This window comes from Herbiconiux sp. VKM Ac-2851 (assembly GCF_013205105.1).
GTDB lineage: Bacteria > Actinomycetota > Actinomycetes > Actinomycetales > Microbacteriaceae > Herbiconiux > Herbiconiux flava.
Window position 1 is genome coordinate 200,941 of record NZ_JABMLJ010000003.1, and the last position, 24,744, is coordinate 225,684.

The following is a 24,744-nucleotide window of genomic DNA, read 5'->3' on the forward strand; positions in this document are numbered from 1 at the left end:
GCGGCATGCAGGATGAGGCGCAGGCGGTGGGGCGTGCGGTTCCCGCGGAACGGGGCGGGCGTGAGAACGAGAAGCAGTGGGCGGGCATCCGGAACCGGCGGGGACTCGTCGCTCGTCGACACCATGCTGCTGTTCGACTGGAACGGCACCATCGTGATCGACTCCGACCACGCGCACGCGGCGCTGACGACCGTGCTCGCGCGACGGGGGCTGCGCACGCTCGGCGAGGCGGAGTTCGCGCTGCGGTTCCGGCTGCCGCTCGGCGAGCTGCTGGAGCGGCTCGGGGTCGATCCGGCCGATCTCGTCGCGGCCGAGGAGGAGTGGACGACGGCGCTGGCCGAATCGCGCACGCAGCTGCGGGGCGGGGCGGCCGAGTGCCTGCGGGCCCTCGCCGAGGCGGGGGCATGGCTCGGCGTGGTGTCGGTGGCCTCGCCCTCGGCGGTGCGCTTCGACCAGCGGGCGCTGCAGGTTCCGCCGGTGTGGAACTCGGTCGACGCCGGGGTCGGCGACACCCTCGAGCTGCTGCTGCGGCACCGGGCCGTGCGTGAGCGGGCCTTCTTCGTCGGCGACGACCCCGACGACCTGCGCTGCGCCTCCGTGGCGGGCTACCTGCCGGTGGGGGTGACGGATGCTCCCGCCGACGCCCGGGCCCTGCGCGCCGCCGGGGCGCTGCACGTCATCGGCGACCTCGAGGAGCTGCCGGCGATCGTGGCGGGCTCGCCGGTCTGGGTGCCGGCGCCCTAGCTGCGGAACGAGCCGTAGTCGAGGGAGTTCATCATGCCGATCGTGATGCTGAAGATCCAGACGGTCACGGCGATGCCGATGATCAGGCTGAGAGCCAGCAGGCCGATCGACACCCACATCGGGGCGATGCCCCGGCCGGAGCGGCGGCGCACGACGATGGAGCGGCCGATCGGGTAGACCGGCGCCGGGATGAACGCGAAGGCCCAGTGGAACGGACGGTCGAACCCGCGGGCCAGGAGCCATTTGCGGTCGAAGAACGCGAGCACGACGCCGGCGCCGTAGATGAGCCAGCCGAACAGCGTCGCCGCCGACTGGGCCAGGAGCGCGCCGCCCGAGAGGCCGCCGGTCATTCCGTAGCCGGTGCCGCCGCTCTGCATCTCGGAGCGGATCATGTCCTCGAAGCCCGTGAACGACAGGGGCAGCAGCAGGAGGCTGAGCGCGGGCAGCAGCGTGATGATCCAGATGAAGGGGCCGTAGACCGGCGTGCCGGGGTCGACGCGGCGCGGCTCGGCGCCGGGCTGCGAGCCGTACGCGGGCGCGGCGGGGTAGGCGTACTGACCGGACGCCTGCGGCGCCGGCTGCTGCTGGGGCGCCTGCTGCGGGGCCGCCTGCTGCGCGGGCTGCACGTGGTCGCTCCAGCGCGAGCCGTCCCACCAGCGCAGGCCTCCCGAGCCCGCCGGGTCGTCGTACCAGCCTGCTGCCGTGCCGCCCTGTCCATCCGTCTGGCTCACTGCGCCCCCTTCGTCACCCACAGCATAGAGGCCGCACCAGAATGGACGGGTGCATCCCGGCTACCTGAACCACGCCAGCTACGGACCCCCGACGCCGGAGGTCGAGGCGACGGTGCATCAGCTCCTCGCCGCCGCGATGCGGGGTGAACCCGCGGCGTCCCTCCACGCGGTCGGCGAGCGGGCACGCGCCGCCGCGGCACGCCTCACGGGCTTCGACCCTGAGGGCGTCGCGCTCACCACGAGCACCTCGCAGGGCCTCATGACGGCGGCCGCGGGGCTCCGGGGCGAGGTGATGCTGAGCCTCGACGAGTTCCCCGCGAACCTCTACCCGTGGCTCCGCGCCGAGCAGGCGGGGCGGATGCGCGTGCGGCCCCTCCCGGGATCGGGCACCGGCACGCCCGTCCAGGTCACCGCCGACCGCGTCGCCGCCGCCCTCACCCCGTCCACCCGGGTGCTGGCGGTGAGCGCCGTGGACTTCCGCACCGGCTACCGTGCCGATCTGCGGGCGCTCCGCGAGGCGATCGGCCCCGACCGGCTGCTCGTCGTCGACGGCATCCAGAACCTCGGCGCCGCCGCCAACGACTGGACGGCCGCCGACGTGCTGGCCGTCGGCGGCCAGAAGTGGCTGCGGGCCGGCTGGGGCACGGGCTTCCTCGCACTCTCGCCGCGCGGCCTCGAGGCGGTCGGCCCGGCGCTCGGCGGGTGGACCGGGGTCGAGGACCCTGTGGCCTACGACGGGCGCGAGCATCCGCTGCTGCCCGGCGCGGAGCGCTACTCGGTCACCAGCCTCTCGCCGTTCGCCACCGGCGCCTTCGCCACGGCGCTCGAGCTGTTCGAGGCGGCCGGGCCCGATCGGGTCGCCGAGGGGGTGCGGGCGGCGACGGACAGCGTGATCGCGGCCATCGACGCCGCCGGCCTGACGCTGCTGTCGCCGCGGGCGCCCGAGGAGCGTGCGGGCATCGTGGTGGCCGGGCTGCCCGAGGAGCAGGCGGCCGGGCTGCACGCCCGGCTCGCGGACGCCGGGGTGACGACGACGCTGCACCCGGGCGGGCGCATCCGCTTCTCACCGCAGGCAGGCACGGATGCCGAGACGCTCGACCGGCTGCCGGCACTGCTGCACAGCTGACGCGGGTGCCGGGAGCGGTATTCTCGAGGGGGTTGGCGACGAGACGGGCAGTGGGCGGCAGGGCATGACGAGCAGCACCGAGATCACCACCGAGATCACCCCCGCGCTCGACGACTCCGTGCGGGTCGCGGGCGGGGTCGTTCGCATCCTCGACCGGCGGGTGTTCCCCGAGACGGTGAGCTGGGTCGAGGCCGGTGACGCCGAGCAGGTGGCCGAGGCCATCCGCGCCATGGTCACGCAGAGCTCCGGCCCCCTGTTCGCGGCCTACGCCGGGCTCGAGCTGACGGCGCTGCAGGTCGCCGGGCTCGGTCCCGAGGCGGCGCGCGAGCGGATGCGCGTGGCGGGGCTCGCGCTCGAGAGCGCCCGTCCGACCAACGGTCACCCCCGCGAGGCCGTGCACCGGGTGCTGGGCGACGTCGACGCGGCGCTGGCGGCGGCCCGCGCATCCGGAGCCGACGACGCCCGCGCCACCGCAGCCCTCGTCGAGGCCGCGGTCGAGAGCGCCCGGAGCGGCGCGCAGAGCTACCGTGACCGCAGTCGGCGGCTCGGCGTCGAGACGGCGGCGCTGCTGCCCGACGGGGCGCGCATCCTGACCCACTGCTGGATGGACACGTACCTGATCGAGTTCGTGCGCGCCTCCCGCGAGGCCGGCAAGCGGTTCGACTGGGTGGCCACCGAAACCCGGCCCTACCTGCAGGGCGCCCGGCTGACCGCGCACACGCTCGCGGAGTTCGGCGAGCACGTCACGCTGATCACCGACGGCATGGGTGCCGCCGCGCTCGCGCCGGGCTCGACGCTCGGGCCGATCGACGCGCTCGTCACCGCGGCCGACCGGGTCTCGCTCGACGGCAGCGTCGTGAACAAGGTGGGCACGCTCGGGCTCGCGGTCGCCGCGTCGGCGTTCGGGGTGCCGTTCTACGCGCTGGTGCAGGCACCAGATGCCGAGGCCCCCACGGCCGCCGACATCGTGGTGGAGGAGCGCGACCCCGCGGAGGTGCTGCACACCCTCGGGCGGCGCACGGCCTCGGCGCTCGTCACCGACGCCTGGTATCCGGCGTTCGACGTGACGCCGGCGCGGTTCGTCAGCCGGATCGTGACCGACCGGGGGGCGTTCGAGCCGGCGCGGGTGGGGGAGTACTACGCGGGGGCGGGTTCTGCTGATGCGGCCGCGAGTGCTGGTGCGGGCGCGGGTGCCCCGGTGCCGGACGCGGGGGGTGCGCGATGAGCGCCGACTACGAGCTGCTCGTCGGGCGGGACGACGTGGTGGGCTACCTCGCGGGGGCCGGGCTGCTGGGGCGGGTGTCCGCGACGCCGACGGGGTCGGACGTGCGGGTGGATGAGGTGACCGCCGGCAACATGAACCGCGTGTTCATCGCGCGAGGCCCGCTCGGCAGCCTCGCCGTGAAGCAGGCGCCGCCGTGGGTGCAGGTCGTCGGGCCCGACTGGCCGGTCGACCCGGGGCGCATCGCGTCCGAGGCCCGCACCTACGAGCGGCTGGCCGAGCAGGTGCCCGAGTCCATTCCCACGATCGTCGCGTTCGATCCCGAGCGCTACGTGCTCGTGATGGAGGACCTCAGCGCCCTCGACGTGCTGCGCGACGCCCTCGTGCGCCAGGTCGTCTCGGGCCCCGACGCGGTCGACATCGACTACGCCGGGCTCGGCGAGGTGGTCGGCCGCTTCGTCGCCGAGCTCGCCGCGTCGACCACGACGTCCGCGCTCGGGCCGGCCGCGCACGCCGAGCTGGTCGAGACGGCCGCGAACCCCGAGCTCTGCCGCATGACACTCGATGTCGTGCTCGACGAGCCCTACCGGCGGCACGAGCACAACCACTGGCACCCGGCGCTCGACGAGCGCGTCGCGGCCCTCTACGACGACGAGCGGATGCGCGCGGCCGTCGCGAGCATCCGGCACGACTTCGAGACGCGGCACGAGGCGCTGATCCACGGCGACCTGCACACCGGATCGGTGATGATCGGGCGGCCATCGGGGGCTCAGCGGGTGGTCGTCTTCGACCCCGAGTTCAGCTTCGTGGGGCCGATCGGCATGGACCTCGGGTTGTTCTGGGCGAACCTCGAGCTGGCTGCGATCGCCGCCGACGCGGTGGGGCAGCCGGCGCTCGCCGCGGCCCGGCGCTCGGCGATCGACGCCAGCTGGGACGCGTTCGCCGAGGTGTGGGACGCCGCCGGCGCCTCGTCGCCGTCGCTCGCCGCGATCTCGCGCGACGCCTGGCGCTTCGCCGGGGTCGAGGGGATGCGCCGCGCCGTCGGCTTCTCGCACGCCGCCGACATCGAGTCGCTGCCCGGGGGCGTGCTGGGGGAGGCGTCGATCCGCCTCTTCGACGCGGCCCGGCACCACGTGCTGACCGGCGAGGCCCTGCCCGCATCCTGAACCGGGTGGGTGCGCGCCGACCGCCCGCTGACCCGCTACCGACCCGCTGACCCGCTACCGACCCCCGCCCGACCACGACCCCCCGACGCGAAGGAACGACCGTGACCATCGAGAACCCGCCGGCCCCCACCCCCGACCCGCTGATGGTGACGGCGCGCTGCCTCGTCGTCGACCTGGAGGGCACGACGAGCGCCGCCGGGTTCATCCTCGGCGACCTCTACGACTACGCCCGGCCCCGGCTCGCGGCGTGGATCGACGAGCACTCCGACGACGCGGCCATCGCCGAGGCGCGGGAGCAGGTCATCCGTGACGCCTCGCTACCGGCCGATGCCACGACCGACGCCGTGGTCGCGGTGCTGCACGAGTGGATGGAGCAGGACGTCAAGGCCACGCCGCTGAAGACCATCCAGGGCCAGATCTGGGCCGAGGGCTTCGCTCGGGACGAGATCTCGTCGCACTTCTTCGACGACGTCATCCCGAAGCTGCGCGACTGGCACGAGCACGGCGTCGCGCTCGCGGTGTTCTCGTCGGGGTCGGTGGCGTCGCAGGTGCCGTGGTTCCGGCACTCGCCCGAGGGTGACCTCACGCCGCTGATCACCGACTACTTCGACACGATCAAGGCTGGGCCGAAGAAGGAGGCCGCCTCCTACGACGCGATCGCCTCAGCCCTCGGCGTCCCGGCCGCGGAGCTCGTGTTCTTCACCGACAACCCCGGCGAGGTCGCGGCGGCGCTCGAGGCGGGCTGGCAGGTCGTGGCGTTCTCGCGCGAGGGGGAGCCGTTCTTCGAGGCGGACTTCGGCACCGCCTCCGTCGTCACCTCGTTCGCCGACGTGGAGGTCGTGGCGCCGTGAGCGGAGCCCCGACCCACGACGCCTCGACGGCCGGCGGCCCCGGTCACGGAGTCTCGACGCACGGAGTCTCGACACACCAGGTCTCGACCCACGGCGTTTCGGCGGGTTCGCTGCGGGCCGCCGGCGCCGCGCTCGCCGCCGAGTCGGCCCGCTTCGCCGGCCTCGGCTGGATGCCCGGCACCGCGGGCAACCTCTCCGTCACGCTCGACCGCGACCCGCTGCGCCTCGCCGTCACCGCGTCGGGCCTCGACAAGGGCGAGCTGACGGCGTCGGACATCGTGGTCGTCGACGAGCACGGCGACTGGGCCGCCGATTCCTCGGCACTGACCACGTCGCTCGGGCTCGCACGCAAGCCCTCCGCCGAGGCGGGCCTGCACGCCCGGATCGCGGCGGTCACGGGGGCGGGCGCCGGCATCCACGTGCACGCCCTCGCGGCCGTGCGCGCCGGCCACCGCTGGCCCGACGGCGTCGAGCTCGAGGACCTCGAGATGCTGAAGGGCATCGGCCACTCCGCCCACGGCGAGCGGGTGGTCATCCCGGTCGTGCAGAACCACCAGGACATGCGCGTGCTCGGCGACGACTTCGAGCGCGTCTACCGCCCGGCCGCCGACGGCCTCGCCGAGGTGCCGGCCCTGATCGTCGCCTCGCACGGCATCTACGCCTGGGGCGCCGACCTCCGCCAGGCCCGCTGGCACCTCGAGCTCACCGAGGCCCTCCTGCAGATCGCCCTCGCGACCCGCTGACCCCGCCCCCGACCCGGGCCGCGGAGCATCCGCTCGCACTGACGCGGGCCCGTCAGGGGCCGCCGAGCCAGTGGTCGATGCGGTGGTGGTCGGGGGAGAAGCCGTGGGCGACGCCCCAGAGCACGGCCTGCGTGCGGCTGGCCGCGCCGATTCGGCGGTAGATCTCGCGGATGTAGGACTTGATCGTGTTGACGCTGAGGTAGGTGAGCGCGGCGACCTCGGCGTTGCTCTTGCCCTGCGTGATCAGGGCGAGGATCTCGGACTCGCGCTCGGTGAAGCCCTCGTGCCGGCCGGGCCAGTCGAGGCCGGGCGCGCTGCCGACCCGCTTGCTCGGGGGTTCGCTGACGACGCGTTCGCCCGCGTGCACGGCCTCGAGGGCGGCCACGAGGTCGCGGGCGGGCAGCGTCTTCGAGAGGTAGCCGTGGGTGCCCTGCGTGCGGGCGCTCTCGACGAGCTCGGGCTGGAAGTTCCAGGTGTAGACGACCACGCGGCTCGCCCGCGGGTTCTTCACGAGGGCGGCGAGCTCCTGCCGATCGGACTCGGGCTGGGCGAAGGAGTCGTAGAGCACGATGTCGACCTGGTCGCTGAGCTCGGCGTTCGCGTCGATCTCGCAGATGACGATGCGGTCGCGGTAGCGGTCGAACATGTGCGCGAGGCCCGTGAGCACGACGTCGTAGTCGTCGACGAGGGCCACGCGGATGGGCTGCTTCGTCGTCTCGGTCACGTTCTGAACCTACCCCCGCTGCGGGTTCCGAAGACCACCCCTAGGGGTGTCCCGGCCCACCTCGGGGGGTGGTTCGCTGAACGGAGTCGCTCAGAACCGGGCGCACGAACGAAGGAAGACATCATGCTCGGACTCATCATCAGCCTCCTCGTGATCGGCCTCATCGCCGGCGCACTCGCCCGTCTGATCGTCCCCGGGCGGCAGAACATCTCCATCCCGATGACCATCCTGCTGGGCGTCATCGGCTCCTTCGTCGGGGGCTTCCTCGGCTTCCTGATCTTCCAGCACGACCCGATGGACGGCTTCTTCCAGCCCGCCGGCATCATCGGCTCGATCATCGGCGCCATCGTGGTGCTGCTGATCTGGACCCGCTTCGCCGGGCGCAGCACCGCGCGCCGCTGAGCGCACGTCCTGCCCGGCCGACGGCCCTTCCCTTCGGGGGAGGGCCTTCGGCGTTTCCGGCCGTCCGATGAGGCGGGCCGACGCGGGATCCCGGCCGCCTGGTCAGTCCAGCTGGCGCGCGAGCGCGGCCGCCTCGTGCCGGTGGCCGACGAGCTCGTAGCCGACGACCACCACGAACGGCGACAGCGTAATCAGGATGAGGCTCGTGCCCATCGACGCCCCGGCCGCCGCCGCCAGCACCGACGCCACGAGCAGGGCCACGGTTCCGGCGATCAGGCCGAAGTGGAACGGGTCGATCGCCTGCACCAGGTAGTCGTAGAGCGCGAAGATCGTCAGGCAGAGCACCAGCACCGGGATCGCGACCGTGAGCACCGCCCCGACCGTGCCGAGTTCCGCTTCGCCCTCCAGCTCGTAGGCGGCGACGTGGAGGCCCGCCCCGGTGGCGGTGATCGCCGCGAACAGCAGCAGGTGCCCGTAGCCCCAGCCGAAGCCGCGATGGCGGTGCTTGGCCAGGATGCGCCCGGCGGGCATGAGGAAGTACGACCACCAGAGACCGAACGTCAGCCCGATGCCCGCCGTGACGAGCAGCACGGCCTCCACCGTCCAGCCCTGGTGCTCGATCACGGCCGAGACCGCCGTCACCGTGCCGAACACGCCCTCGCCCAGCGCGATGATCGTCAGCAGCCCGTACCGCTCGGCGATGTGGTGGGCGTGCCAGGGAGTGCCGCCCTCGTGCACCCGGCGCTCGGCGAGCCACGGCCCGACGAGTTCGACGGCCCAGAGCACGAGGGCGATCACGATCGTCAGTGCGAGGGCGGTGTGGGCGATGGCGAGTGCCACCCAGCCCACCTGCGCAACGGTGACCCACAGGGCGTAGGTGAGCGCGGTGCGGCGGCGCGCCGGGTCCTGCCGGGCGACCCGCAGCCACTGCGCGATCATCGCGACCCGCATCACCACGTAGCCGGCGACGAGCACGCCGTTGTCGAGGTAGTGGCCCTCGTCGATCGAGTGGAATAACGGCGGGATGCCCAGGGTGAGCACCACGACGCCGATCATCTGCACGAGGGTGGTGAGCCGGTAGAACCAGTCGTCGGTGTCGTAGGCCGAGGCGAACCAGGAGAAGTTGATCCAGGCCCACCCGGTGGCGAACATGACGAAGGCGAAGCCCATGATCGCCGAGCCGATGTGCCCCTCGGCGAGGTAGTGCGCGAGCCCGCTGCTCGCCTGGCTGAACGCCACCACGAAGGCGAGGTCGAACAGCAGCTCGAGCGGGGTGGCGGCGCGGTGAGCCTCGGCCGGGTCGCGGCCGGTCATCCGTCTGAGGTGGTGGGCGAGGGTCCCCGTCATGCTCACGAGGACATGGTGGCAGATGGCGGGGCCGTCGCACTACTCGGGCGCGTCGCGTCGGCGGGGCGGGTCAGGCCTCCAGGCCGAAGGCCTCCAGGCCGAAGGCCTCCGCCAGCACACCGGCCGTGAAGTCGGCGTCGACCGGCAGCGGCGCGCCGTCGAGCGAGCGGATGGGCGCCAGCAGGCGTCCGCTCGAGCAGAGCCAGGCCGCATCAGCGGTCGCCAGGTCGTCGGGCGTGAGCACAGCCTCCTCGGCGGTGAAGCCGCGGGCGCGTACGGTGTCGAAGAAGGCGGCCTGCGTCGTGCCGGCCAGGATCCCGAGGTCGGTGCGCGGGGTGCGGAACACGTCGCCGTGCCGCACGACCACGTTCGCCGTCGGGCCCTCCAGCAGCACCCCGTCGGTCGAGACGAACACGACGTCGTCGGCGCCGCGGCGGGCGGCCTCGCGGAGCGCCGCCTTGTTCAGCGCGTAGGACAGCGTCTTGGCGCCCTGCAGCAGCCACGGCGCGGTCTGCGCGATGTCGCTGCGGTAGCCGCGGTCGAGCAGCGCGACCCGCACGCCGTCGCGCCGGGCGGCCGTGTGGTCGGCGCCCGAGAGCACCTGAACCCAGCCCGTCGGACCGTCGACCGTGTGCGCCGGTGTCTCGACGCCTCGGCTGTGGAACAGCTTGACCAGCAGCTCGGGGGCCGGCTCGTGCGCGGCGAGGGCCGCCTGCACCGCCGCCTCGAAGGCCGCGAGGTCGGGCGCCGGCAGCTCGAGCAGCTCGGCCGAGTGCGCCAGCCGGGTGAGGTGGCGGGGCAGCTCGAGCGGCCGCCCGGCCACGACGCCGATCGACTCGAACACGCCGTCGCCGCGGGTCACCGCGAGGTCGGCCACGTTCACCTCGGCCTCCGCCTGGGGCACCGCGACCAGCGCAGCGGATGCGCGGCCGCCGCCCGGCAGGAACACCACCACGTCGTCGTTCGGCACGGTCGTCGCTTCGGTCATGGTGGGGCTCCTCGTGTCGTGCGGGCCGCGCATCCGTTCGTCGGGGCCCCTGACAGTCTCACCCACGACTACCGTTCAGCGGAGCAACGCAACAGGATGGTCGCATGAGAATCGACCTGAGTTCGAAGACCGCCCTCGTCACCGGCAGCACCTCGGGCATCGGCTTCGCCATCGCCCAGGGGCTGGCCGCGGCCGGGGCGGACGTCGTCGTGAACGGGCGATCGGCGGAGCGCGTGGCGGAGGCGGTCGAGAGGCTGCGGGGCGAGCATCCGGACGCCACGATCTCGGGGGTCGATGCCGACATCACGAGCGACGAGGGCACGGCCCGGCTGCTCGAGCGGGTGCCCGCCGTGGACGTTCTGGTGAACAACCTCGGCATCTTCGGGGAGGCGCCGGCGCTGGAGATCTCCGACGAGGAGTGGCGCCGGTACTTCGACACGAACGTGATGACGGCGGTGCGGCTGATCAGGCATTACCTGCCGGGCATGATCGAGAAGGGCTGGGGGCGGGTGCTCGACATCGCGAGCGACTCGGCGCTGGTGATCCCGGCCGAGATGATCCACTACGGGGTGTCGAAGACGGCGTTGCTCGCGGTGTCGCGGGGGTTCGCGAAGGCGGCGGCGGGCACGGGCGTGACGGTGAACTCGGTGATCGCGGGGCCGACGCACACCGGCGGCGTCGAGGACTTCGTCTACCAGCTCGTGTCGAAGGATCTCGACTGGGACGAGGCGCAGCGCGAGTTCATGCGCGTGCACCGGCCGCAGTCGCTGCTGCAGCGGTTGATCGAGCCGGTCGAGATCGCGAACCTCGTGGTGTACCTGGCGTCGCCGCTCGCCTCGGCGACGACGGGTGGCGCGGTGCGGGTCGACGGCGGCTACGTCAACTCGATCGTGCCCTAGGGGGCGGATGCGCGGAGGGGCCTGACGCGCTGGCAGCGGTGTCGGCGCGGAGGGCCGCGGCTAGCGCGGGGTGCCGGTCGCGCGGAGGGTCGCGAGGGACTCGGCCGCCAGGGCCTCGACGTCGGCGATGCCGTGGCGGGTGAGGGCGAGCGAGCGGCCGGCCTGCAGCACGCCGCGGGCGGCGCCCTCGCGCTCGGCAGGCGGCAGGGTCTCGATGTCGCTCGCCTTCGCGAAGCCCACGATGCGCCGGATCGCCTTCGCCGCCGCGAAGACCGCCGCATCGTCGCGGATGCCCGCCAGCAGATGCTCGAGCACCTCGTCGCCCCACACCCGCGGGTCGAGCCGCTCGGGCCAGAGCGCGCGGTACTCGCGCTCGAAGGCGCCCCAGAGTCGGCCGGGGAGCGAGAGCACGAGCTCGGCGCGATCCGGTTCGCCGAGGGCCTCCGCGCGGGCCGCCGCGAGGATCAGGTTCGCCCAGAGAGCGCCGAGGTCGAACCCCGTCGGGCCCACGAAGCCGAACTCGCTGTCGAACGCGCGCACGGAGGCGGGAGCATCCGTCGCCTTCTCGAAACCGCCCGCCGGCCGTACGAACACCGAGCCGGTGTGCAGGTCGCCGTGGATCAGCGACTGCGCGGTCGTCATGAAGCGGAACTTCGCCAGCCCCATCTCGCGCCGCAGCGCCCGGTCGGCCCGCAGGGCGGCCACGTCGGGCTCGTTCGCGGGCAGCACCGCGTTGTGCGGGTGGTCGATGTACGGCTCGGTGAAGACGAGGTCTTCGGTGATCTGCGCGAGTTCGGGGTTCACGGCGCGGGCGACGAGGGCCTTGTGCTCGAGCGGGTCGAGGCCGAGCGGTGAGGTCGCGAAGGCGGTGCGGGCCACGTAGGCGCCGATCGCGTCGGCCGCGTACTCGTGGACGCGCCCCGCGTTCAGCTCGTTGCGCCAGACCCGGTGGTCGGACAGGTTCTCGATCGCCAGCACGTAGTGCTCGTGGTCGAAGTCGTAGAGCGCCGGCACGTGCTCGGCGTCGGCGCGCTGGTGCTCGCCCAGCACGGTGGCCTCGCGCGCCGAGCGCTCGCGGGTCATCGGCCACGACGGGTCGGTGCGCACGTGGGGCAGCGACTGCTTCAGAACGACGGATGCTCCGCCCGCGTCCTCGACGATGAAGACGAGGTTGAGGTTGCCGTCGCCGACCTCCCGCACCGACGCGATGCGGTCGGCGTCGATCACGGCGGCGAGGGCGCGGCGGCTCGCGAGGTAGGCGGCGACGGTGTCGGCGGTGAGCTGGGTGAAGTCGGTCATCGTGGTCCTGGTCGTGCGGTGGGTTCGGACGGAGGCGGTGCGGGTGGTCGGCTGGTGCTGGTGCTGGTGCTGGTGCTGGTGCTGGTGCTGGTGCTGGTGCGGAGGCGGGCGCCAGGTCAGGCGGAGCTGGTGGTGGAGCCGGCCGTGACGACGGTGCGGCGACGGGAGAAGGTGAAGCTGAACAACAGGGCGACGAGCAGGACGATGCCCTTGCCGAAGTCCTGAGCGTAGTAGGGCAGGCCGGCCATGGTGAAGCCGGTCACCATCACGGCGATCAGCACGGCCCCGAGCGCGGTGCCCCAGGCGTTCGGCCGGCCGATGCCGAGCACGCTCACGCCCACCAGCGCGACCGCGACCGCGTCGAGCAGCAGCGAGTTGCCCGCCGTGACGTCGCCCTGCCCGATGCGGGCGGCCAGCAGCAGGCCGGCGACCGAGGCGAGCAGGCCGCAGCCCATGTAGGCGGCGGTGCGGTACCACTGCACCCGGATGCCCGAGAGCCGCGCCGCCTCGGCGTTGGTGCCGACGGCGAAGAGGGCGCGGCCCCAGCGGGTGCGCTCGAGCAGGAACCAGAGCAGCACGGTGATCAGCAGGAACAGGATCACGGGGATCGGCACCGGGCCGATCGAACCCCGGTCGAGCCAGAGGAAGTCGGCGGTGAACTTGCCGGGCGCGGTCGTGCCGTTCGAGAGGGTCATCTGCGACGAGATCGACTTGCCGTCGACGATGATCAGCTTGAGGCCGACGATGACGAACATCGTGGTCAGCGTCGCGAGCAGGTCGGGGATGCGCGCCACCACGATCAGGAACGCGTTCAGTGCCCCGATCAGCAGCCCGCAGACCAGCACGACCGAGACGGCGACGCCGCCGACCTGGTTGGCGATGACCATGGTCCAGGCCGCGATGGAGACGGCGAAGCCGGCCGAGGCGCCGACCGAGAGGTCGATGCCCCCGACGGTCATGGCGAGCATCACACCGAGGCCCGCGATCGCGGTGGGGGCGATGAACTTGAGCATGCCGAACACGTTGTCGACGGTGCGGAAGTTCGGCTCGGACACCACGAAGAACAGGATCAGCAGCGCCGTCACGGCGACGAAGCCCCACTTCACGACGACGCCCGAGACGCGCTCGGCCGTCGACCTGGTGCGTGCGGCCGGCCGGGTGGGCGGGGCCGTGGCGGTGCTGCTCATGAGGAAGTCCTTTCGGGGCGGGACTCGGGGGTGGAGGAAGTGGGGGCGCCCGCGTCAGCGGGGGTGGCCGAGGTCGCCGGGGTGGCCGCGGGATCGGTGGAGGTGGCACGAGCGGCCGCTGGATCGGCGGGGGCGGGATCGGCGGGGGCCGGGGCGGTTTCGCCGAGGAAGGCGTGGATGATCGTGGGGCGGTCGACGTCGTCGGCGTAGCGGTCGAGCTCGATGCGGCCCGCGACGAGGACGACGATGCGGTCGGCCACCTCGAGGATCTCGTCGACGTCGCTCGAGAAGACGACCGCGGCGGCGCCGTCGGCGGCGATGGCCGCGAGGCGGGTGCCGATCTCGCGGCGGGCCGCGATGTCGACGCCGCGGAACGGCTCGTCGAGCAGCGCGAGCTTGGGCGCCGCCGAGAGCCAGCGGCCCACGACGACCTTCTGCTGGTTGCCCCCCGAGAGGTCGTCGATCAGCGCGTCGGGCCCGGCGGTGACGACCGAGAGCGTGTCGATCACCGTGTCGGCGCGTGACCGCTCCGAGCGACGGCGGAGCAGGCCGATCGCACTCGACTCGGCGAGGAACGGCAGCGTGATGTTCCGCAGCACCGACCAGCCCGGCAGGATGCCCTGCTTCTGCCGATCCTCCGGCACCAGCACGACCCCGGCGCGGATGGCGTCGGACGGCCGTTTCGGCGCATACGGGGCCCCCTCCAGCGTGAGGGTGCCGGCGAGCGGCTGCGCGAGGCCGCCCAGCAGCTCGGCGAGCTCGGTCTTGCCGGCACCGATCAGGCCGAGAACTCCGAGCACCTCCCCGCGTCGGATCTCGAGGTCGATGGGCGGGGCGTCGGGCAGCGCGACGACGCCCTCGAGGCGGGCCACCGCATCCGTTCCCCGGGCGGACGTGCCTCGGTCGTGGTCGAGTGCGGTCTGCCGGCCGAGCATGTCGTGCAGCAGCTCGTGCCAGGCGAAGGGCCGGGCCGAGACCGACTGCACGAGACCGTCGCGCAGTACGACGACGCGATCGGCCAGCGCCTCGATCTCACCGAAGCGGTGCGACACGTAGACGATCGACAGCCCCTGCGCCCGCAGCGCCCGCAGCACGCCGAACAGGCGCTCGGCCTCGGCTGCGGTGAGCGCGGAGGTGGGCTCGTCGAGGATGAGCAGGCGCGGGGTGCTGCGGAGCGCCCGCGCGAGCACGAGCAGCTGCGCGTCGGAGATGGGCAGCGTGGCCGCGTCGCGCTCGAGCACCGAGTCGCTCCAGTCGAGGCCGAGCGTGCTGAGCGCGGCCCGGGCGTCGGCGAGGGCCTGGCGGCGACGGCGCAGCGGATGCCTGGACGCCTGCGCGAGGTCGTCGAGCGTGAGGTTCTCGGCCACCGAGAGCCCGGGGACGATACCGTCGGCGACCTTCTGGTGCACGGTCGAGATGCCGAGCTGCCTGGCCTGCACGGGCGAGGAGAGGTGCACCGGCTCGCCGCCGATGCGGATCTCGCCGCCGTAGCGGGCGTTCGCGCCCGAGAGCGCCTTGATCAGCGTCGACTTGCCGGCGCCGTTGGCCCCGAGCAGCGCGGTGATCTCGCCGGCGCCGAAGGCGAGGTCGACGCCCTGCAGCACGACGTTCGACCCGTACGCCACCGAGACGCCGCTGAGCGACACGACGGCGTCCGGAGCATCCACGACGGGCACCGCCGCGGGAACCCCGACGGGGGACACGACGGCGTCGTGCCCCCCGGGGTGTTCAGAGCGGGAGTCGGTCATTCGGAGACCGCAGGCAGCCAATCCGCCACGACCACGTCGTCGAGCGCCAGCGAGGGCTCGGCGGTGCGCAGCTCCTTGACGTTCGTGACCTTGTTCTCGGCCAGGAAGTCCTGCGTGATGGTGATGGCGGGGAACTGCACGTCAGTCTCGTCGAGCTGACCGGCGAGGCTGAGGGCGAGGGCGCGCACGACACCGGCGCCGACGGCGGCGGGGTCGGTGGCCGAAGTGGCGACCCAGGGGCTGCCGTCGGCCGTGATGACCTCGAGGTCGGCGTTCGAGATGTCGATGCCGTAGACCTTCACCGAGCTCTGCAGGTTGTTCTGGATGACCGCCTGCACGGCGCCCTTCGTGATCTCGTCATAGGGGGCGAAGATCGCCTTGACGTCGGGGTTCTGCTTGAGCGCCGCGTCGACCAGCGGGATGTTGTCGGTGGCGGTCGACTCGGAGACCTTGCCCGTCGAGAACACGACGTCGAGGTCGTTGTCGGTCACCACCTGGTTCCACACCTCGGCCCGGCGGTCGAGCGGCGCGAAGCCGGTGGCCGAGACGTAGCCAACCTTCGCGCCCTGGCCGACGTCGGCGACGAGCTGCTTCAGCACACCCTCGGCCATCGAGGCGTCGGACTGGCTCGTGGTGATGACGCCCTCGGTGTCGGTGAGCGCCAGGTCGTAGACGATGACGGGGATGCCCGCGTCGACGGCCTTCGTGATGAGCGGCTGGATGGTGTCGGTCTGGCCGTGGTCGACGATGATCGCGTCGGGCTTGGCGGCGATGGCCTGCTCGAGGTCGCTGGCCTGCTTGGCGTTGTCGTTGCGGGCGTCGGTGACCTGGAGGTCGATGTTGGCGAACTCGGCCTGGGCGGCGGCTCCGGCGCCCCAGGCCTCGAAGAAGTCGCCGGCGCCGCTCTGGCGCACGAGGGCGACGGTGACCGGGTCGCCGTCGAAGGGCGAGGGCAGGGCGGCCGAGGCGGTGGGCGCGGCCGAGGAGTCGGCGGCGGTCTCGGACGACGTGCTCGACTGCGCGCAGCCGGAGAGGACGAGGAGGCCGGCGGCGGCGAGGGCCGTGACGGCTGCGGCTCTCTGGAGAATGGCCATGGAGTGCTCCTTCGGGACGAGGAAGAGGGGTGCGGTGGGTGTGAGTGCAGCTCGATTCAAGACCTCGGGCGAGCCCCGCGACGAATCGTGTTGCGCTCTGTTACCGTTTCGCGCCTGTGCGACGGATGTGCAGGAGGAGACGCTGGGCGAGCGGGATTACGATGAGGGCATGACCCTGCTGACCGTGTGGAACGACACCGACCCCACCACTCCCGCGCTGCAGACGCGCGACTTCGACACCATCCATGAGGTGCTCGCCGGGCTGAACGCCCGGTTCAGCCGCTGGGAGCTCAAGCAGCTCTCGGCCGAGCCCACCCAGGAGGAGGTGCTCGAGCTCTACCGCGACGAGATCGCCGGTGTGAACGCCGACCACGGCTACACGCTGGTCGACGTCGTCTCGATCACCCCCGCCGACACCGACGAGTACCGGGCGCAGGCCGCCGAGGCACGCCAGAAGTTCCTCAGCGAGCACCAGCACGACGACGACGAGGACCGCTTCTTCGCCCGCGGCTCCGGCGTCTTCTACCTGCACGCGCAGGGCAAGGTGCACGCCGTGTTCTGCGAGGCCGGCGACCTGCTGTCGGTTCCGAAGGACACGACGCACTGGTTCGACATGGGCACGAACCCCGACTACGTCTCGGTGCGCTTCTTCCACGACGACGACGGCTGGGTCGGTCACTTCACCGGCAGCGACGTCGCCACGCAGTTCGCCACCTACGACGAACTGGCCTCCGTCCCCGCCTGAGCTGAGAAGACGGGGCCGAGACGCGGGGCGGCTCAGGACTGGGTCGCCCCGAACGCCAGCCCCAGTACATAGGTCACCGCGGCCGCGCCGAACCCGATGGCGAGCTGCCGCAGCGCCCGGCGCAGCGGCGGCCCGCCCGAGAGCAGCCCCACGACGGCGCCCGTGCCGAGCAGAGCCAGCCCGACCAGCACCGACGCGATGACGACGGCGACGATCCCCGAGAGCCCGAACAGGTAGGGCAGCACCGGGATGACCGCCCCCGACGCGAAGAAGCAGAACGACGAGATCGCGGCCTGCCAGGCGGTGCCGATCTCCTCGTGCTCGTCGCCGTCGGAGTCGATTGAATCGGGAGTCACCGTCGGCGCCGTCACCCCGGCATCCCCCGCCCGCTGGATGCGGATCGCCGAGGTCGTCGTCGACAGCCCCCCGAATACGTCGGCGGCCTTCGCCGCGGCATCGGCCGAACTCATCCCGCGCGCCCGGTAGACCAGCGCCAGCTCGTTCGCGTCGACGTCGAGCTTCGGCACCGCGGTGTGCGCGTCGGGGTCGGGAGTCGAGGCGGCGAGCAGCTCCCGCTGCGACCGCACCGAGACGAATTCCCCGGCGCCCATCGACAGCGCACCGGCCAGCAGCCCGGCGACACCCGTGGCCAGCACGACGGTGCTCGAGACGCCGGTCGCGCCGATGCCGAGCACGAGGGCGAGGTTCGACACGAGGCCGTCGTTCGCGCCGAAGACGGCCGCGCGGAACGTGCCAGAGAGCCGGCTCCGACCGCGGGCCGCGAGACTGCGCACGACCTCACCGTGGATGCGCTCGTCGGCCGCCATCGCCGCGGTGGCGTCGTCGTCGGTCTCATACGGGGAGCGCGCCTCGGCCCGCTGCATCAGCGCGAGCACGAACACCGACCCGAAGCGGCGCGCGAACACGGCGAGCAGCCGGGTGCGGAAGTCGGCCCGCCGCGGCTTGCCGACGTCGTCGCCGAGCAGCTCCAGCCAGTGCTCCTCGTGCCGCCCCTCGGCGTCGGCGAGCGCATCGAGGATCTCGCGCTCCGACCCGGTCTTGCGCTGCGCCAGCTCGCGGTAGACACGGGCCTCGGCCCGTTCGTCAGCGAGGTACTGGCGCCAGCGGCGGAGTTCGGCCGGGCTCGGCGAGGCGGGGGAGGGCGTACTGATCACAGGCGACAAGTCTGGCAGCCGCTCGTCGCCCTCCCCGCCCGATCACCGTCTTTCCCAGTATTTCGAGCCCCCGAAACGCCGAGCCGACACACCCGGCCGAGCGGATGCGCGACGCGCCCGCCCTGCTCGGTGACGCCGAGGCGCGGGGCTAGTTGTCCTCGTCGCGCAGGTCGAGCGGGTCGGACTCCCCGACGGGCTCCGAGGCGTCGGTCGCGGCGTCCGGCCCCGGCGGGATGGTCGGGTCGGGCTGCGCCTCGCCCTCCGTGTCCCCGTCGAGCCCCGACGGCAGCGCGGTCTCGCCCGCGATCGCGCCCGTTCCGGCGCCCTCGGGCAGCAGCTCGTCGGCGTCGCCCTGCCCGTAGTCGCGTCCCTCGCGGTCGTCCTCGGCCTCGGTCGGCCCGTCGGGCAGCACCGTCTCGCCGGCCACCGCGTCGTTCGTCACCGTCTCCTTGGCCATCGCGTCGGCCAGCACGGTGTCGCTCACCGTGTCGGAATCGGGCAGCTGCGTCTCGGCGGGCGTTGTCTCGATGCCGTTCCCCTCCGAGGCGACCCGGCCCGAGAAGCCCTCGTCGGCCAGGGCGCCTTCCGAGGAGCCCTCGGGCGTGATGCTGTCAGTCATGGTTCCGCTCCTTGCCGGGCGGCCGGTCACCGCCCCGAGCTCCCAGCCCACCACCCTGAGCGCCGACCGCAACCCCCACGACCGAGCTGCGACCGCAACCCCTGGCTGTACCGCGACCGCGACCTAGCTGTACCCCGACGGCGTCGGGAACAGCCCCTGCAGCGCGTGGTCGCCGACCTCCTGCGCCTTGTACGCCACGGGGTCGTGCAACGTGATCGTGCGGGCGTTCCGCCAGAACCGGTCGAAGCCGTACGACTCGCCGGTGGCCCGCGCCCCGGTGAGCTCGAACAGCCGCGAGGTCACGTCGAGCACGGTTTTCGTAGAGACGACCTTGGCCGCCGCGATCTCCACGGCGACCTCGCCGCGCTCGGCGTCGGTGAGGGCCCAGCCGCGGTCGGCCGCCTCGACGAGGGCGTCCGTGGCGCGCCAGGTCAGAGCATCCGCCGCCCTCGTCTGCGCGGTCAGCTCGCCGATCAGCTCCCGGATGTACGGGTCGTCGACGGCCCGGGAGACGGAGGACGTCGACCAGGGCCGGGTGCTCGTGGCGACGTACGAGGCCGCCGCGGCCAGCGCCCCCTCGGCCAGCCCCACGTGCAGGTGGTCGAGCGCCACCTGGAACAGCAGGATCGACAGCGAGGCGTAGGGCCGGTACGCCTCCCCGGCCTGCTCGCCGACGCCGAGCACGTGCGCGTCGGGCACGAAGGCGGCCTCGAACGACACCGAGCCCGAGGCGGAGAGCCGCTGGCCGATGTTCGCCCAGTCGTCATGGTGCACGACCTCGGGCTGCCGGGCGTCGATCACGATGGCGAGCTTCTCCCCCGTGTCGACGCGGGTCGCCGAGGCGGTGACGCGGTCGGCCACCTGGGCGCCGGTGGCGAAGAACTTGCGACCCGAGACGGTGAAGCCGCCGGCGGCCGGGGTGAGCTCGAGCCCGGCGTCCCGCGGGTTGCCGGCGCCGCCCCAGAACCAGTGGTTCGCGGCGAGCCCGCGCTGCAGGCCCTCGATGGCCGCTCGGTTCTCGTTCAACTGCACCCGCCACGAGTTGACGTAGTGGTACGCGAAGACGTGCCCGAGCCCGGCATCGGCGCGGATGACCGGCCGCAGCGCCTCGAACACCGACCGCCAGCCCAGCCCGCCACCGCCGAGCTCGGCCGGCACCAGCGCGGGCAGGGCCCCCGTGGCCCGCAGTCGCTCGACCTCGGCGAACGGTGCCGTGCCCTCGGCGTCGCGTTCGACCGCCACCGCGGCGAACTCGGACGCGAGCGCGCCGAACGCGTCGATCAGCGCGGGCGCCGACGTGATGGTGCGGGGGCTCATCGCTGCTGCTCCTCCTGCCACGGCGAGCGGTTCCACTGGCGCAGAACCTGGTTGCCGTGCTCGAAGCCGAGCACGCAGAGCGCCGCGGTGTCGAGCACGAGGTACTCGCCGGTGCTGATCGGGGCCCCGATCCAGGTGGCGGCGAGGGTGCGCAGGTAGTGGCCGTGCGAGAACAGCAGCACGTCCTCGCCGCGGTTGAGCGTGAGGTGGGCGCGGCGGATGATCGCCTGGTTGCGCCGCAGCAGGTCGGCCGCCTGCTCGCCGACGCCCTCCGGGGTCGGCTGCACGCCGTCGCGCCAGAGGTTCCAGTCGTCGCCGTAGGCCTCGGAGATCTGCGGGCTGGTCAGGCCCTCGTAGGCGCCGTAGTCCCACTCGACGAGATCGGCATCGGTCTCCGCATCCGGGTAGCCGACGATCGCGGCGGTCTCGACGGCGCGACGGCGGGGGCTCGAGACCACGAGGCCGAAGCGGCGGCCGGCGAGCACGCGGGCGACGGCGGCCGCCTGCTCCTCGCCCCGGGCGGTGAGGGGGATGTCGGTGCTGCCCGTGTGGCGGCCGTCGAGGCTCCACTCCGTCTCGCCGTGCCGCACCAGGACGACCTGGGGAGCGGTACCGCGCGCGGCGTGCTTGAAGGTCTCGCCCGCATCGGGGTGGTCGGGCGGGAGGGCTGCGGGGTGGGTCATGGCAGAGGTCCTTCGACGAGAGGGCGGGCGGAGACGCCCCGTCAAGGCTAGCGCCCGAAACATGGCCGCAATCCGGGCGGGGCATCATGGCGTCATGAGCGAAGCCGGCACCCTCCTGACCATCGTGAACGCCGTCGTCATCCCGCTGGCCGACGGAACGGGCTGGTTCCGCGGCTGGCTCGCCGTCGGGGCCGACGGCCGCATCGAGGCGATGGGCGAGGGCGCGCTGCCGCCCGAGCGCGAGTCGATCGGCTCGGGCGAGGTGCTCGACGCGAAGGGGGCGTTCCTCGCGCCCGGCTTCGTCTCGGCGCACAGCCACATCTTCACGAGCGGGATGCGCGGCATGACCCCGGGCGAACCGCTCTACGGCTGGGTCGGCGAGCAGAGCACCTTCATCGCCGGCGCCGACGAGGAGGACGTGTACTGGTTCACCCTGCACGGCTGCCTCGACTTCCTCGGCAACGGGGTGACGAGCGCCTACAACTTCACCGACTCCCGGGTCGTCGGCAAGTACGACGCCGACACCGACCGGCGCGAGATCTACGCGATCCGGCCCGAGGGCTACCTGCACCGCCAGTTCGACGCGGCCCGGGACGCGGGGCTCCGCACGATGAACGCCATCCGTCTCGACAGCGAGTTCCAGCCGGCCGAGGAGGCCTTCGACGCCTTCGCCCGCGCCGTGCGGTACCTCGAGGCGTCGGTGCCGCCCGAGCTGTCGCTCGGGGCATCCGTCTTCGGAGCGGTGCAGTGGTCGGCGAGCGCCCAGGCCGCCCGCGACGAGGTGCGCGCCATGGACGAGCACGGGATCGGCAACCAGGCCCACTTCCTCGAGACGAGCGAGGCGCTGGATCAGCAGCGCGAGAAGTTCCGCTGGTACGAGGAGGCGGGAGCGCTGCGTCCCGGCTTCCTGTTCGGCCACTTCGTGCACCCCGACACCTACATGGCGCGGGTCGCAGCCCAGAAGGGCGCCGGCATGGTCTGGCAGCCCACCTCGAACGGGCGGCTCGGCTCGGGCGTCGCCGACATCCCGCGCTACCGCGAGCTCGGCATGCCGATCGGGGTGGGGCTCGACGACCAGTCCTGCACCGACGTCAGCGACCCGTTCCAGAACGTGCGCATCGGCGTCTACACGCAGCGGGCCGTCAACCAGGAGGCATCGGTGCTGATGCCCCGCGAGATGCTCCGGATGCACACGCTGGGCTCGGCCGAGGCGCTCGGCGTCGCCGACCGCGTCGGCTCCCTCGAGGTCGGCAAGTTCGCCGACCTCCTCCTCGTCGACCCGTCGAGCCCCGACACCGGGCCCGTCTGGGACGTGCACGCGCACTATGCGTTCGCCTGCGGGCTGCGCAACCTCAAGCGCGTCTACGTCGGCGGGCAGCTCGTGTCGGAGGACGGTGTCAGCACCAATCCGCTCGCCGCACGGGCCTCGGCCGAGCTGCACTCGCGGGTTCGGGAGGTGGCATCGAGGTCGGCCTCGAGGAGCACCGAGCGACTGGCCTGGTAGCGCATCCGGACCTCGACGCGAACGGCTCCTGAGAACACCGCGAGTTTGCTGGACCCGGTACAAAAAAGGGGGATACGCTCCGAAAAAAGGGAAAGGCCACCGCCATGTCTGACACCACTTCCGCCTCCGCCGACGCCCCCACCGGATCCTCCGCGGACACCGACCCGTTCGCCGACGCCGCAGGCCCCGAGGGCCACTCGATCACCGACTGGACCGATCTCGGCCGCGAGATGTGGTCGTATCTCACGGGTCGCGGCGCCGCCGTGAACTACAGCTTCGTCGACATGACCGTGGAGGTGCCGCGAGACATCGGTCCGGATGCTCCGCGCGCCACCTGGAAGCTCAACGGCACCCTGAGGGTCACCACGAGCGACGACACCGCGGCCGGCTCCGACCCGCACCGCGGACGCTGAGCCGGGGACCCGGACGGGGACGGGCGCCGACATGGTGCGCCTCGACATCGACCTGACGTTCTCCGAGATCGAGGCGGACGGCGACGGCACGACGACGCCCTTCGAGGGCACCATCACGGCCGCGGGCAGCGAGATCACGATCCACGTGAGCGAGCCCGCGCGGCTGCCCGGGAACGGGCGGCGGAGCCTCGCCGACCTCACGACCGTCGCCGACGCGCTCGCCGCGCGGGGCATCTCGCTCTGCCTGGAGGGGCCGGACGGCCCGATCGTGCACCTCGGCGACGTGAAGAACAGCCGGCTGCAGCGGCTTGTGACGCGCTCGCCGCACATCCGGCTCGGCGGTCTCCAGGCTCTCGCGCCCCTGCTGGTGCGCCGGAACGGCGACCAGGCGCTCACCTTCCCGATCCCGCCCACGACGCCGTTCCCGCTGCTGCCGACCGTCAACCGGGTGGTGCGACGTCGGGTCACGACGACGCACTACCTTCCCGGCTCCGGTCGGCCCCGCTTGATCTTCACGGTCGGCTCGGAGTACTGGGACGGGCGACCGCCCCGGGAGTTCGACCTGCTTTCCGGCCGCACGGTCATCGGCTCGGGGCCCGACGCCGATCTGCGGCTGCCGGGGCTCGCGCCCGTGCACGCCGAGATCCGGCACGAGGACGACGACGAGTACGTGCTCTACGACGTCGAGCCCACCGGCGGCGGCCACACCCGCGAGGCGGGCCCGGTCGGCGGTCGCCCGCCGCGCGGCCGCATCCTGCGCACCGGTGCCCGGGTCGAACTGGGCGAGTGGCGGCTGGCGTACTTCCGGGAGGAGTTCGCCGACCACGGCCGCCCGTACGGCGGGCGGATCGGCGGCGAGCTGTCGAAGCAGAAGAAGCAGCCCCCGCGCGGCGGTGCGTCGTCGGTGGCCGGGAGGGTGACCGATCCGAACTGAGCGCGGTGCGGGCATCCGCTCTTCGCTACAGTCGTGCTGAGCTCGAGCGCGCCCGTCGACGGGGCGTGCCGGCCGGTGCGAAGGAGACCGCCATGCTGACCGATCTCGGCGAAGCCGAACTGGCCGAATACGAGAGCGTGCAGACCGCTCCCGACGACTTCGACGAGTTCTGGGACTCGACGCTCGCCGAAGCGCGGGCCGCGGGTGCCGGCGCCGGGCGGGAGGTCGTGCTCGAACGCGTGCCGACGGGGCTCGAGACCGTCGACGTGTTCGACGTGAAGTTCCCCGGCTTCGGCGGGCAGGGCATCAAGGCGTGGCTGCGGGTGCCCGCGCACGCGGAGGGGCCGCTGCCGGCCGTCGTGCAGTACGTTGGCTACGGCGGCGGGCGAGGGCGCGCCTGGGAGAACCTGTTCTGGGCGAGCGCCGGCTTCGCGCACCTGCACATGGACACGCGCGGCCAGGGCTCCACCTGGTCGGTGGGCGCCACGGGCGACCCCGACGGGTCGACGGGGCCGCAGATCCCGGGCGTGATGACGCGGGGCATCGAGAGCCGCGAAGGCTACTACTACCGCCGGCTGATGACGGATGCGGTGCTCGCCGTCGACGCCGCCCGCACCCTGCCGCAGGTCGACCCCGAGCGCATCGGCGTGGTCGGGGGCAGCCAGGGCGGCGGGCTGGCCCTGGCCGTCGCGGCCCTCGCCGAGGGCGTCACCGCCGGCGCCTTCACCACCCCGTTCCTCTGCGACTACCCGCGGGCCATCCGCATCACCGACGCGCACCCGTACAAGGAGATCGCCCAGTACCTGGCGGTGCACCGGGATCGGCTCGGTGAGGTGATGGAGACGCTGCGCTACTTCGACGGGGTGAACTTCGCCCGCCGGGCGCAGGTCCCCGCCTGGTTCTCGGCGGCGATGATGGACCCGATCACCCCGCCGTCGACGATCGCCGGCGCCCATCGGGCCTACGCCGGCGACAGCGCGCTGCACCTCTGGCCCTTCAACGGCCACGAGGCGGGCGGGCCCGACGAAGACGCCCTCGTGCTCGCCTTCCTCGCGTCGCACCTGCGCCGCTAGAGTTCGGATC

Annotated in this window: 25 protein-coding genes; 13 read left to right on the forward strand and 12 right to left on the reverse strand. The window is 72.9% G+C overall.

Going from position 1 to position 24,744, the window contains the following annotated elements; genetic code table 11:
* The first annotated feature begins 60 nt into the window (after nucleotides 1–60).
* The gene (locus HQQ85_RS13915; protein WP_173183142.1) at nucleotides 61–744 is read left to right on the forward strand and encodes an HAD hydrolase-like protein; all 684 of its coding nucleotides are present in this window, start codon (nucleotides 61–63) and stop codon (nucleotides 742–744) included.
* Here HQQ85_RS13915 and HQQ85_RS13920 read toward each other — a convergent pair.
* Nucleotides 741–1,475 (reverse strand): DUF2510 domain-containing protein, encoded by a 735-nt coding sequence (locus HQQ85_RS13920; RefSeq protein WP_173183143.1) that lies wholly within the window; start codon nucleotides 1,473–1,475, stop codon nucleotides 741–743. The genes HQQ85_RS13915 and HQQ85_RS13920 overlap by 4 nt on opposite strands.
* 49 nt (nucleotides 1,476–1,524) lie before the next feature.
* Between HQQ85_RS13920 and HQQ85_RS13925 the strand changes: the two genes are divergently transcribed.
* The 5 genes from HQQ85_RS13925 (at nucleotide 1,525) to mtnB (ending at nucleotide 6,583) form a co-directional block, all read left to right on the forward strand.
* Nucleotides 1,525–2,601, forward strand: coding sequence for an aminotransferase class V-fold PLP-dependent enzyme (locus HQQ85_RS13925; RefSeq protein WP_173183144.1), 1,077 nt, complete (start codon nucleotides 1,525–1,527; stop codon nucleotides 2,599–2,601).
* A 64-nt stretch (nucleotides 2,602–2,665) separates the two neighbouring features.
* A complete protein-coding gene (locus tag HQQ85_RS13930) occupies nucleotides 2,666–3,826 on the forward strand; it encodes a methylthioribose-1-phosphate isomerase (protein WP_173183145.1) in 1,161 nt (386 codons plus the stop codon).
* A complete protein-coding gene (locus HQQ85_RS13935) occupies nucleotides 3,823–4,989 on the forward strand; it encodes a phosphotransferase (RefSeq protein WP_173183146.1) in 1,167 nt (388 codons plus the stop codon). Before HQQ85_RS13930 ends, HQQ85_RS13935 begins: the two co-directional genes overlap by 4 nt.
* 101 nt (nucleotides 4,990–5,090) lie before the next feature.
* Entirely contained in the window at nucleotides 5,091–5,840 is a 750-nt protein-coding gene (gene mtnC, locus HQQ85_RS13940; protein WP_371741911.1) for an acireductone synthase, read from the forward strand.
* On the forward strand, nucleotides 5,837–6,583 hold the full coding sequence (mtnB, locus tag HQQ85_RS13945) for a methylthioribulose 1-phosphate dehydratase (RefSeq protein ID WP_371741912.1): 747 nt from the start codon (nucleotides 5,837–5,839) through the stop codon (nucleotides 6,581–6,583). Before mtnC ends, mtnB begins: the two co-directional genes overlap by 4 nt.
* 52 nt (nucleotides 6,584–6,635) lie before the next feature.
* Here mtnB and HQQ85_RS13950 read toward each other — a convergent pair whose 3' ends face one another.
* Nucleotides 6,636–7,229 (reverse strand): response regulator transcription factor, encoded by a 594-nt coding sequence (locus tag HQQ85_RS13950; protein WP_173183918.1) that lies wholly within the window; start codon nucleotides 7,227–7,229, stop codon nucleotides 6,636–6,638.
* 201 nt (nucleotides 7,230–7,430) lie between these two features.
* Here HQQ85_RS13950 and HQQ85_RS13955 point away from each other — a divergent pair, with 201 nt between their 5' ends.
* On the forward strand, nucleotides 7,431–7,709 hold the full coding sequence (locus HQQ85_RS13955; protein ID WP_173183147.1) for a GlsB/YeaQ/YmgE family stress response membrane protein: 279 nt from the start codon (nucleotides 7,431–7,433) through the stop codon (nucleotides 7,707–7,709).
* 102 nt (nucleotides 7,710–7,811) lie between these two features.
* On the opposite strand, the gene HQQ85_RS13960 is transcribed toward HQQ85_RS13955, so the two are convergent.
* Together HQQ85_RS13960 and HQQ85_RS13965 are read right to left on the reverse strand one after the other, a co-directional pair.
* A complete protein-coding gene (locus HQQ85_RS13960; protein ID WP_173183919.1) occupies nucleotides 7,812–9,056 on the reverse strand; it encodes a low temperature requirement protein A in 1,245 nt (414 codons plus the stop codon).
* 70 nt (nucleotides 9,057–9,126) lie between these two features.
* Nucleotides 9,127–10,044 (reverse strand): aminotransferase class IV, encoded by a 918-nt coding sequence (locus HQQ85_RS13965; RefSeq protein ID WP_173183148.1) that lies wholly within the window; start codon nucleotides 10,042–10,044, stop codon nucleotides 9,127–9,129.
* A 104-nt stretch (nucleotides 10,045–10,148) separates the two neighbouring features.
* On the opposite strand from HQQ85_RS13965, the gene HQQ85_RS13970 reads away from it, so the two are divergent.
* A complete protein-coding gene (locus HQQ85_RS13970) occupies nucleotides 10,149–10,943 on the forward strand; it encodes an SDR family NAD(P)-dependent oxidoreductase (protein WP_173183149.1) in 795 nt (264 codons plus the stop codon).
* 60 nt (nucleotides 10,944–11,003) lie between these two features.
* Here HQQ85_RS13970 and mtnK read toward each other — a convergent pair whose 3' ends face one another.
* The 4 genes from mtnK to HQQ85_RS13990 all read right to left on the reverse strand — a co-directional run bounded on the left by mtnK (nucleotide 11,004) and on the right by HQQ85_RS13990 (nucleotide 16,271).
* The gene (gene mtnK, locus HQQ85_RS13975) at nucleotides 11,004–12,242 is read right to left on the reverse strand and encodes an S-methyl-5-thioribose kinase (protein ID WP_173183150.1); all 1,239 of its coding nucleotides are present in this window, start codon (nucleotides 12,240–12,242) and stop codon (nucleotides 11,004–11,006) included.
* A 116-nt stretch (nucleotides 12,243–12,358) separates the two neighbouring features.
* The gene (locus HQQ85_RS13980; RefSeq protein ID WP_173183151.1) at nucleotides 12,359–13,429 is read right to left on the reverse strand and encodes an ABC transporter permease; all 1,071 of its coding nucleotides are present in this window, start codon (nucleotides 13,427–13,429) and stop codon (nucleotides 12,359–12,361) included.
* Nucleotides 13,426–15,177, reverse strand: coding sequence for a sugar ABC transporter ATP-binding protein (locus HQQ85_RS13985; RefSeq protein ID WP_216851752.1), 1,752 nt, complete (start codon nucleotides 15,175–15,177; stop codon nucleotides 13,426–13,428). Before HQQ85_RS13985 ends, HQQ85_RS13980 begins: the two co-directional genes overlap by 4 nt.
* Nucleotides 15,174–16,271, reverse strand: coding sequence for a substrate-binding domain-containing protein (locus tag HQQ85_RS13990; RefSeq protein WP_173183152.1), 1,098 nt, complete (start codon nucleotides 16,269–16,271; stop codon nucleotides 15,174–15,176). The genes HQQ85_RS13985 and HQQ85_RS13990 overlap by 4 nt, the downstream gene beginning before the upstream one ends.
* A 169-nt stretch (nucleotides 16,272–16,440) precedes the next feature.
* Between HQQ85_RS13990 and HQQ85_RS13995 the strand changes: the two genes are divergently transcribed.
* On the forward strand, nucleotides 16,441–17,016 hold the full coding sequence (locus HQQ85_RS13995) for an acireductone dioxygenase (protein WP_173183153.1): 576 nt from the start codon (nucleotides 16,441–16,443) through the stop codon (nucleotides 17,014–17,016).
* A gap of 32 nt (nucleotides 17,017–17,048) precedes the next feature.
* Here HQQ85_RS13995 and HQQ85_RS14000 read toward each other — a convergent pair whose 3' ends face one another.
* The 4 genes from HQQ85_RS14000 to HQQ85_RS14015 form a co-directional block, all read right to left on the reverse strand.
* On the reverse strand, nucleotides 17,049–18,191 hold the full coding sequence (locus HQQ85_RS14000) for a VIT1/CCC1 transporter family protein (RefSeq protein WP_173183154.1): 1,143 nt from the start codon (nucleotides 18,189–18,191) through the stop codon (nucleotides 17,049–17,051).
* Between the two features lie 148 nt (nucleotides 18,192–18,339).
* Complete coding sequence (locus HQQ85_RS14005) at nucleotides 18,340–18,810, reverse strand: hypothetical protein (RefSeq protein WP_173182973.1); 471 nt, start codon at nucleotides 18,808–18,810, stop codon at nucleotides 18,340–18,342.
* Nucleotides 18,811–18,933: 123 nt separating this feature from the next.
* Nucleotides 18,934–20,127, reverse strand: a complete 1,194-nt coding sequence (locus tag HQQ85_RS14010; protein WP_173183155.1) for an acyl-CoA dehydrogenase family protein — start codon at nucleotides 20,125–20,127, stop codon at nucleotides 18,934–18,936.
* Nucleotides 20,124–20,810 (reverse strand): histidine phosphatase family protein, encoded by a 687-nt coding sequence (locus HQQ85_RS14015; RefSeq protein WP_173183156.1) that lies wholly within the window; start codon nucleotides 20,808–20,810, stop codon nucleotides 20,124–20,126. Before HQQ85_RS14015 ends, HQQ85_RS14010 begins: the two co-directional genes overlap by 4 nt.
* Nucleotides 20,811–20,904: 94 nt before the next feature.
* Between HQQ85_RS14015 and HQQ85_RS14020 the strand changes: the two genes are divergently transcribed.
* The 4 genes from HQQ85_RS14020 (at nucleotide 20,905) to HQQ85_RS14035 (ending at nucleotide 24,734) form a co-directional block, all read left to right on the forward strand.
* On the forward strand, nucleotides 20,905–22,314 hold the full coding sequence (locus tag HQQ85_RS14020) for an amidohydrolase family protein (RefSeq protein ID WP_173183157.1): 1,410 nt from the start codon (nucleotides 20,905–20,907) through the stop codon (nucleotides 22,312–22,314).
* A 104-nt stretch (nucleotides 22,315–22,418) separates the two neighbouring features.
* Nucleotides 22,419–22,727: a hypothetical protein gene (locus HQQ85_RS14025; RefSeq protein WP_216851754.1), complete on the forward strand. Its 309-nt coding sequence runs from the start codon at nucleotides 22,419–22,421 to the stop codon at nucleotides 22,725–22,727.
* Between the two features lie 31 nt (nucleotides 22,728–22,758).
* On the forward strand, nucleotides 22,759–23,661 hold the full coding sequence (locus tag HQQ85_RS14030; RefSeq protein ID WP_173183158.1) for an FHA domain-containing protein: 903 nt from the start codon (nucleotides 22,759–22,761) through the stop codon (nucleotides 23,659–23,661).
* A gap of 92 nt (nucleotides 23,662–23,753) precedes the next feature.
* Entirely contained in the window at nucleotides 23,754–24,734 is a 981-nt protein-coding gene (locus tag HQQ85_RS14035; protein WP_173183159.1) for an acetylxylan esterase, read from the forward strand.
* The last annotated feature ends 10 nt before the right edge of the window (nucleotides 24,735–24,744 follow it).

Bases quoted from the DNA above. Each gene is read 5' to 3' on its own strand.
- HQQ85_RS13955 (WP_173183147.1), top strand. From the start codon at position 7,431: ATGCTCGGACTCATCATCAGCCTCCTCGTGATCGGCCTCATCGCCGGC.
- HQQ85_RS13935 (WP_173183146.1), top strand. From the start codon at position 3,823: ATGAGCGCCGACTACGAGCTGCTCGTCGGGCGGGACGACGTGGTGGGC.
- HQQ85_RS13965 (WP_173183148.1), bottom strand. From the start codon at position 10,044: ATGACCGAAGCGACGACCGTGCCGAACGACGACGTGGTGGTGTTCCTG.
- HQQ85_RS13950 (WP_173183918.1), bottom strand. From the start codon at position 7,229: ATGTTCGACCGCTACCGCGACCGCATCGTCATCTGCGAGATCGACGCG.
- HQQ85_RS13990 (WP_173183152.1), bottom strand. From the start codon at position 16,271: ATGGCCATTCTCCAGAGAGCCGCAGCCGTCACGGCCCTCGCCGCCGCC.
- HQQ85_RS13970 (WP_173183149.1), top strand. From the start codon at position 10,149: ATGAGAATCGACCTGAGTTCGAAGACCGCCCTCGTCACCGGCAGCACC.
- HQQ85_RS14020 (WP_173183157.1), top strand. From the start codon at position 20,905: ATGAGCGAAGCCGGCACCCTCCTGACCATCGTGAACGCCGTCGTCATC.
- HQQ85_RS14030 (WP_173183158.1), top strand. From the start codon at position 22,759: ATGGTGCGCCTCGACATCGACCTGACGTTCTCCGAGATCGAGGCGGAC.
- HQQ85_RS14035 (WP_173183159.1), top strand. From the start codon at position 23,754: ATGCTGACCGATCTCGGCGAAGCCGAACTGGCCGAATACGAGAGCGTG.
- HQQ85_RS14010 (WP_173183155.1), bottom strand. From the start codon at position 20,127: ATGAGCCCCCGCACCATCACGTCGGCGCCCGCGCTGATCGACGCGTTC.
- HQQ85_RS14005 (WP_173182973.1), bottom strand. From the start codon at position 18,810: ATGACTGACAGCATCACGCCCGAGGGCTCCTCGGAAGGCGCCCTGGCC.
- HQQ85_RS13995 (WP_173183153.1), top strand. From the start codon at position 16,441: ATGACCCTGCTGACCGTGTGGAACGACACCGACCCCACCACTCCCGCG.
- HQQ85_RS13960 (WP_173183919.1), bottom strand. From the start codon at position 9,056: ATGACGGGGACCCTCGCCCACCACCTCAGACGGATGACCGGCCGCGAC.
- HQQ85_RS14015 (WP_173183156.1), bottom strand. From the start codon at position 20,810: ATGACCCACCCCGCAGCCCTCCCGCCCGACCACCCCGATGCGGGCGAG.
- HQQ85_RS13930 (WP_173183145.1), top strand. From the start codon at position 2,666: ATGACGAGCAGCACCGAGATCACCACCGAGATCACCCCCGCGCTCGAC.
- HQQ85_RS13980 (WP_173183151.1), bottom strand. From the start codon at position 13,429: ATGAGCAGCACCGCCACGGCCCCGCCCACCCGGCCGGCCGCACGCACC.
- HQQ85_RS14025 (WP_216851754.1), top strand. From the start codon at position 22,419: ATGTCTGACACCACTTCCGCCTCCGCCGACGCCCCCACCGGATCCTCC.
- HQQ85_RS13985 (WP_216851752.1), bottom strand. From the start codon at position 15,177: ATGACCGACTCCCGCTCTGAACACCCCGGGGGGCACGACGCCGTCGTG.
- mtnK (WP_173183150.1), bottom strand. From the start codon at position 12,242: ATGACCGACTTCACCCAGCTCACCGCCGACACCGTCGCCGCCTACCTC.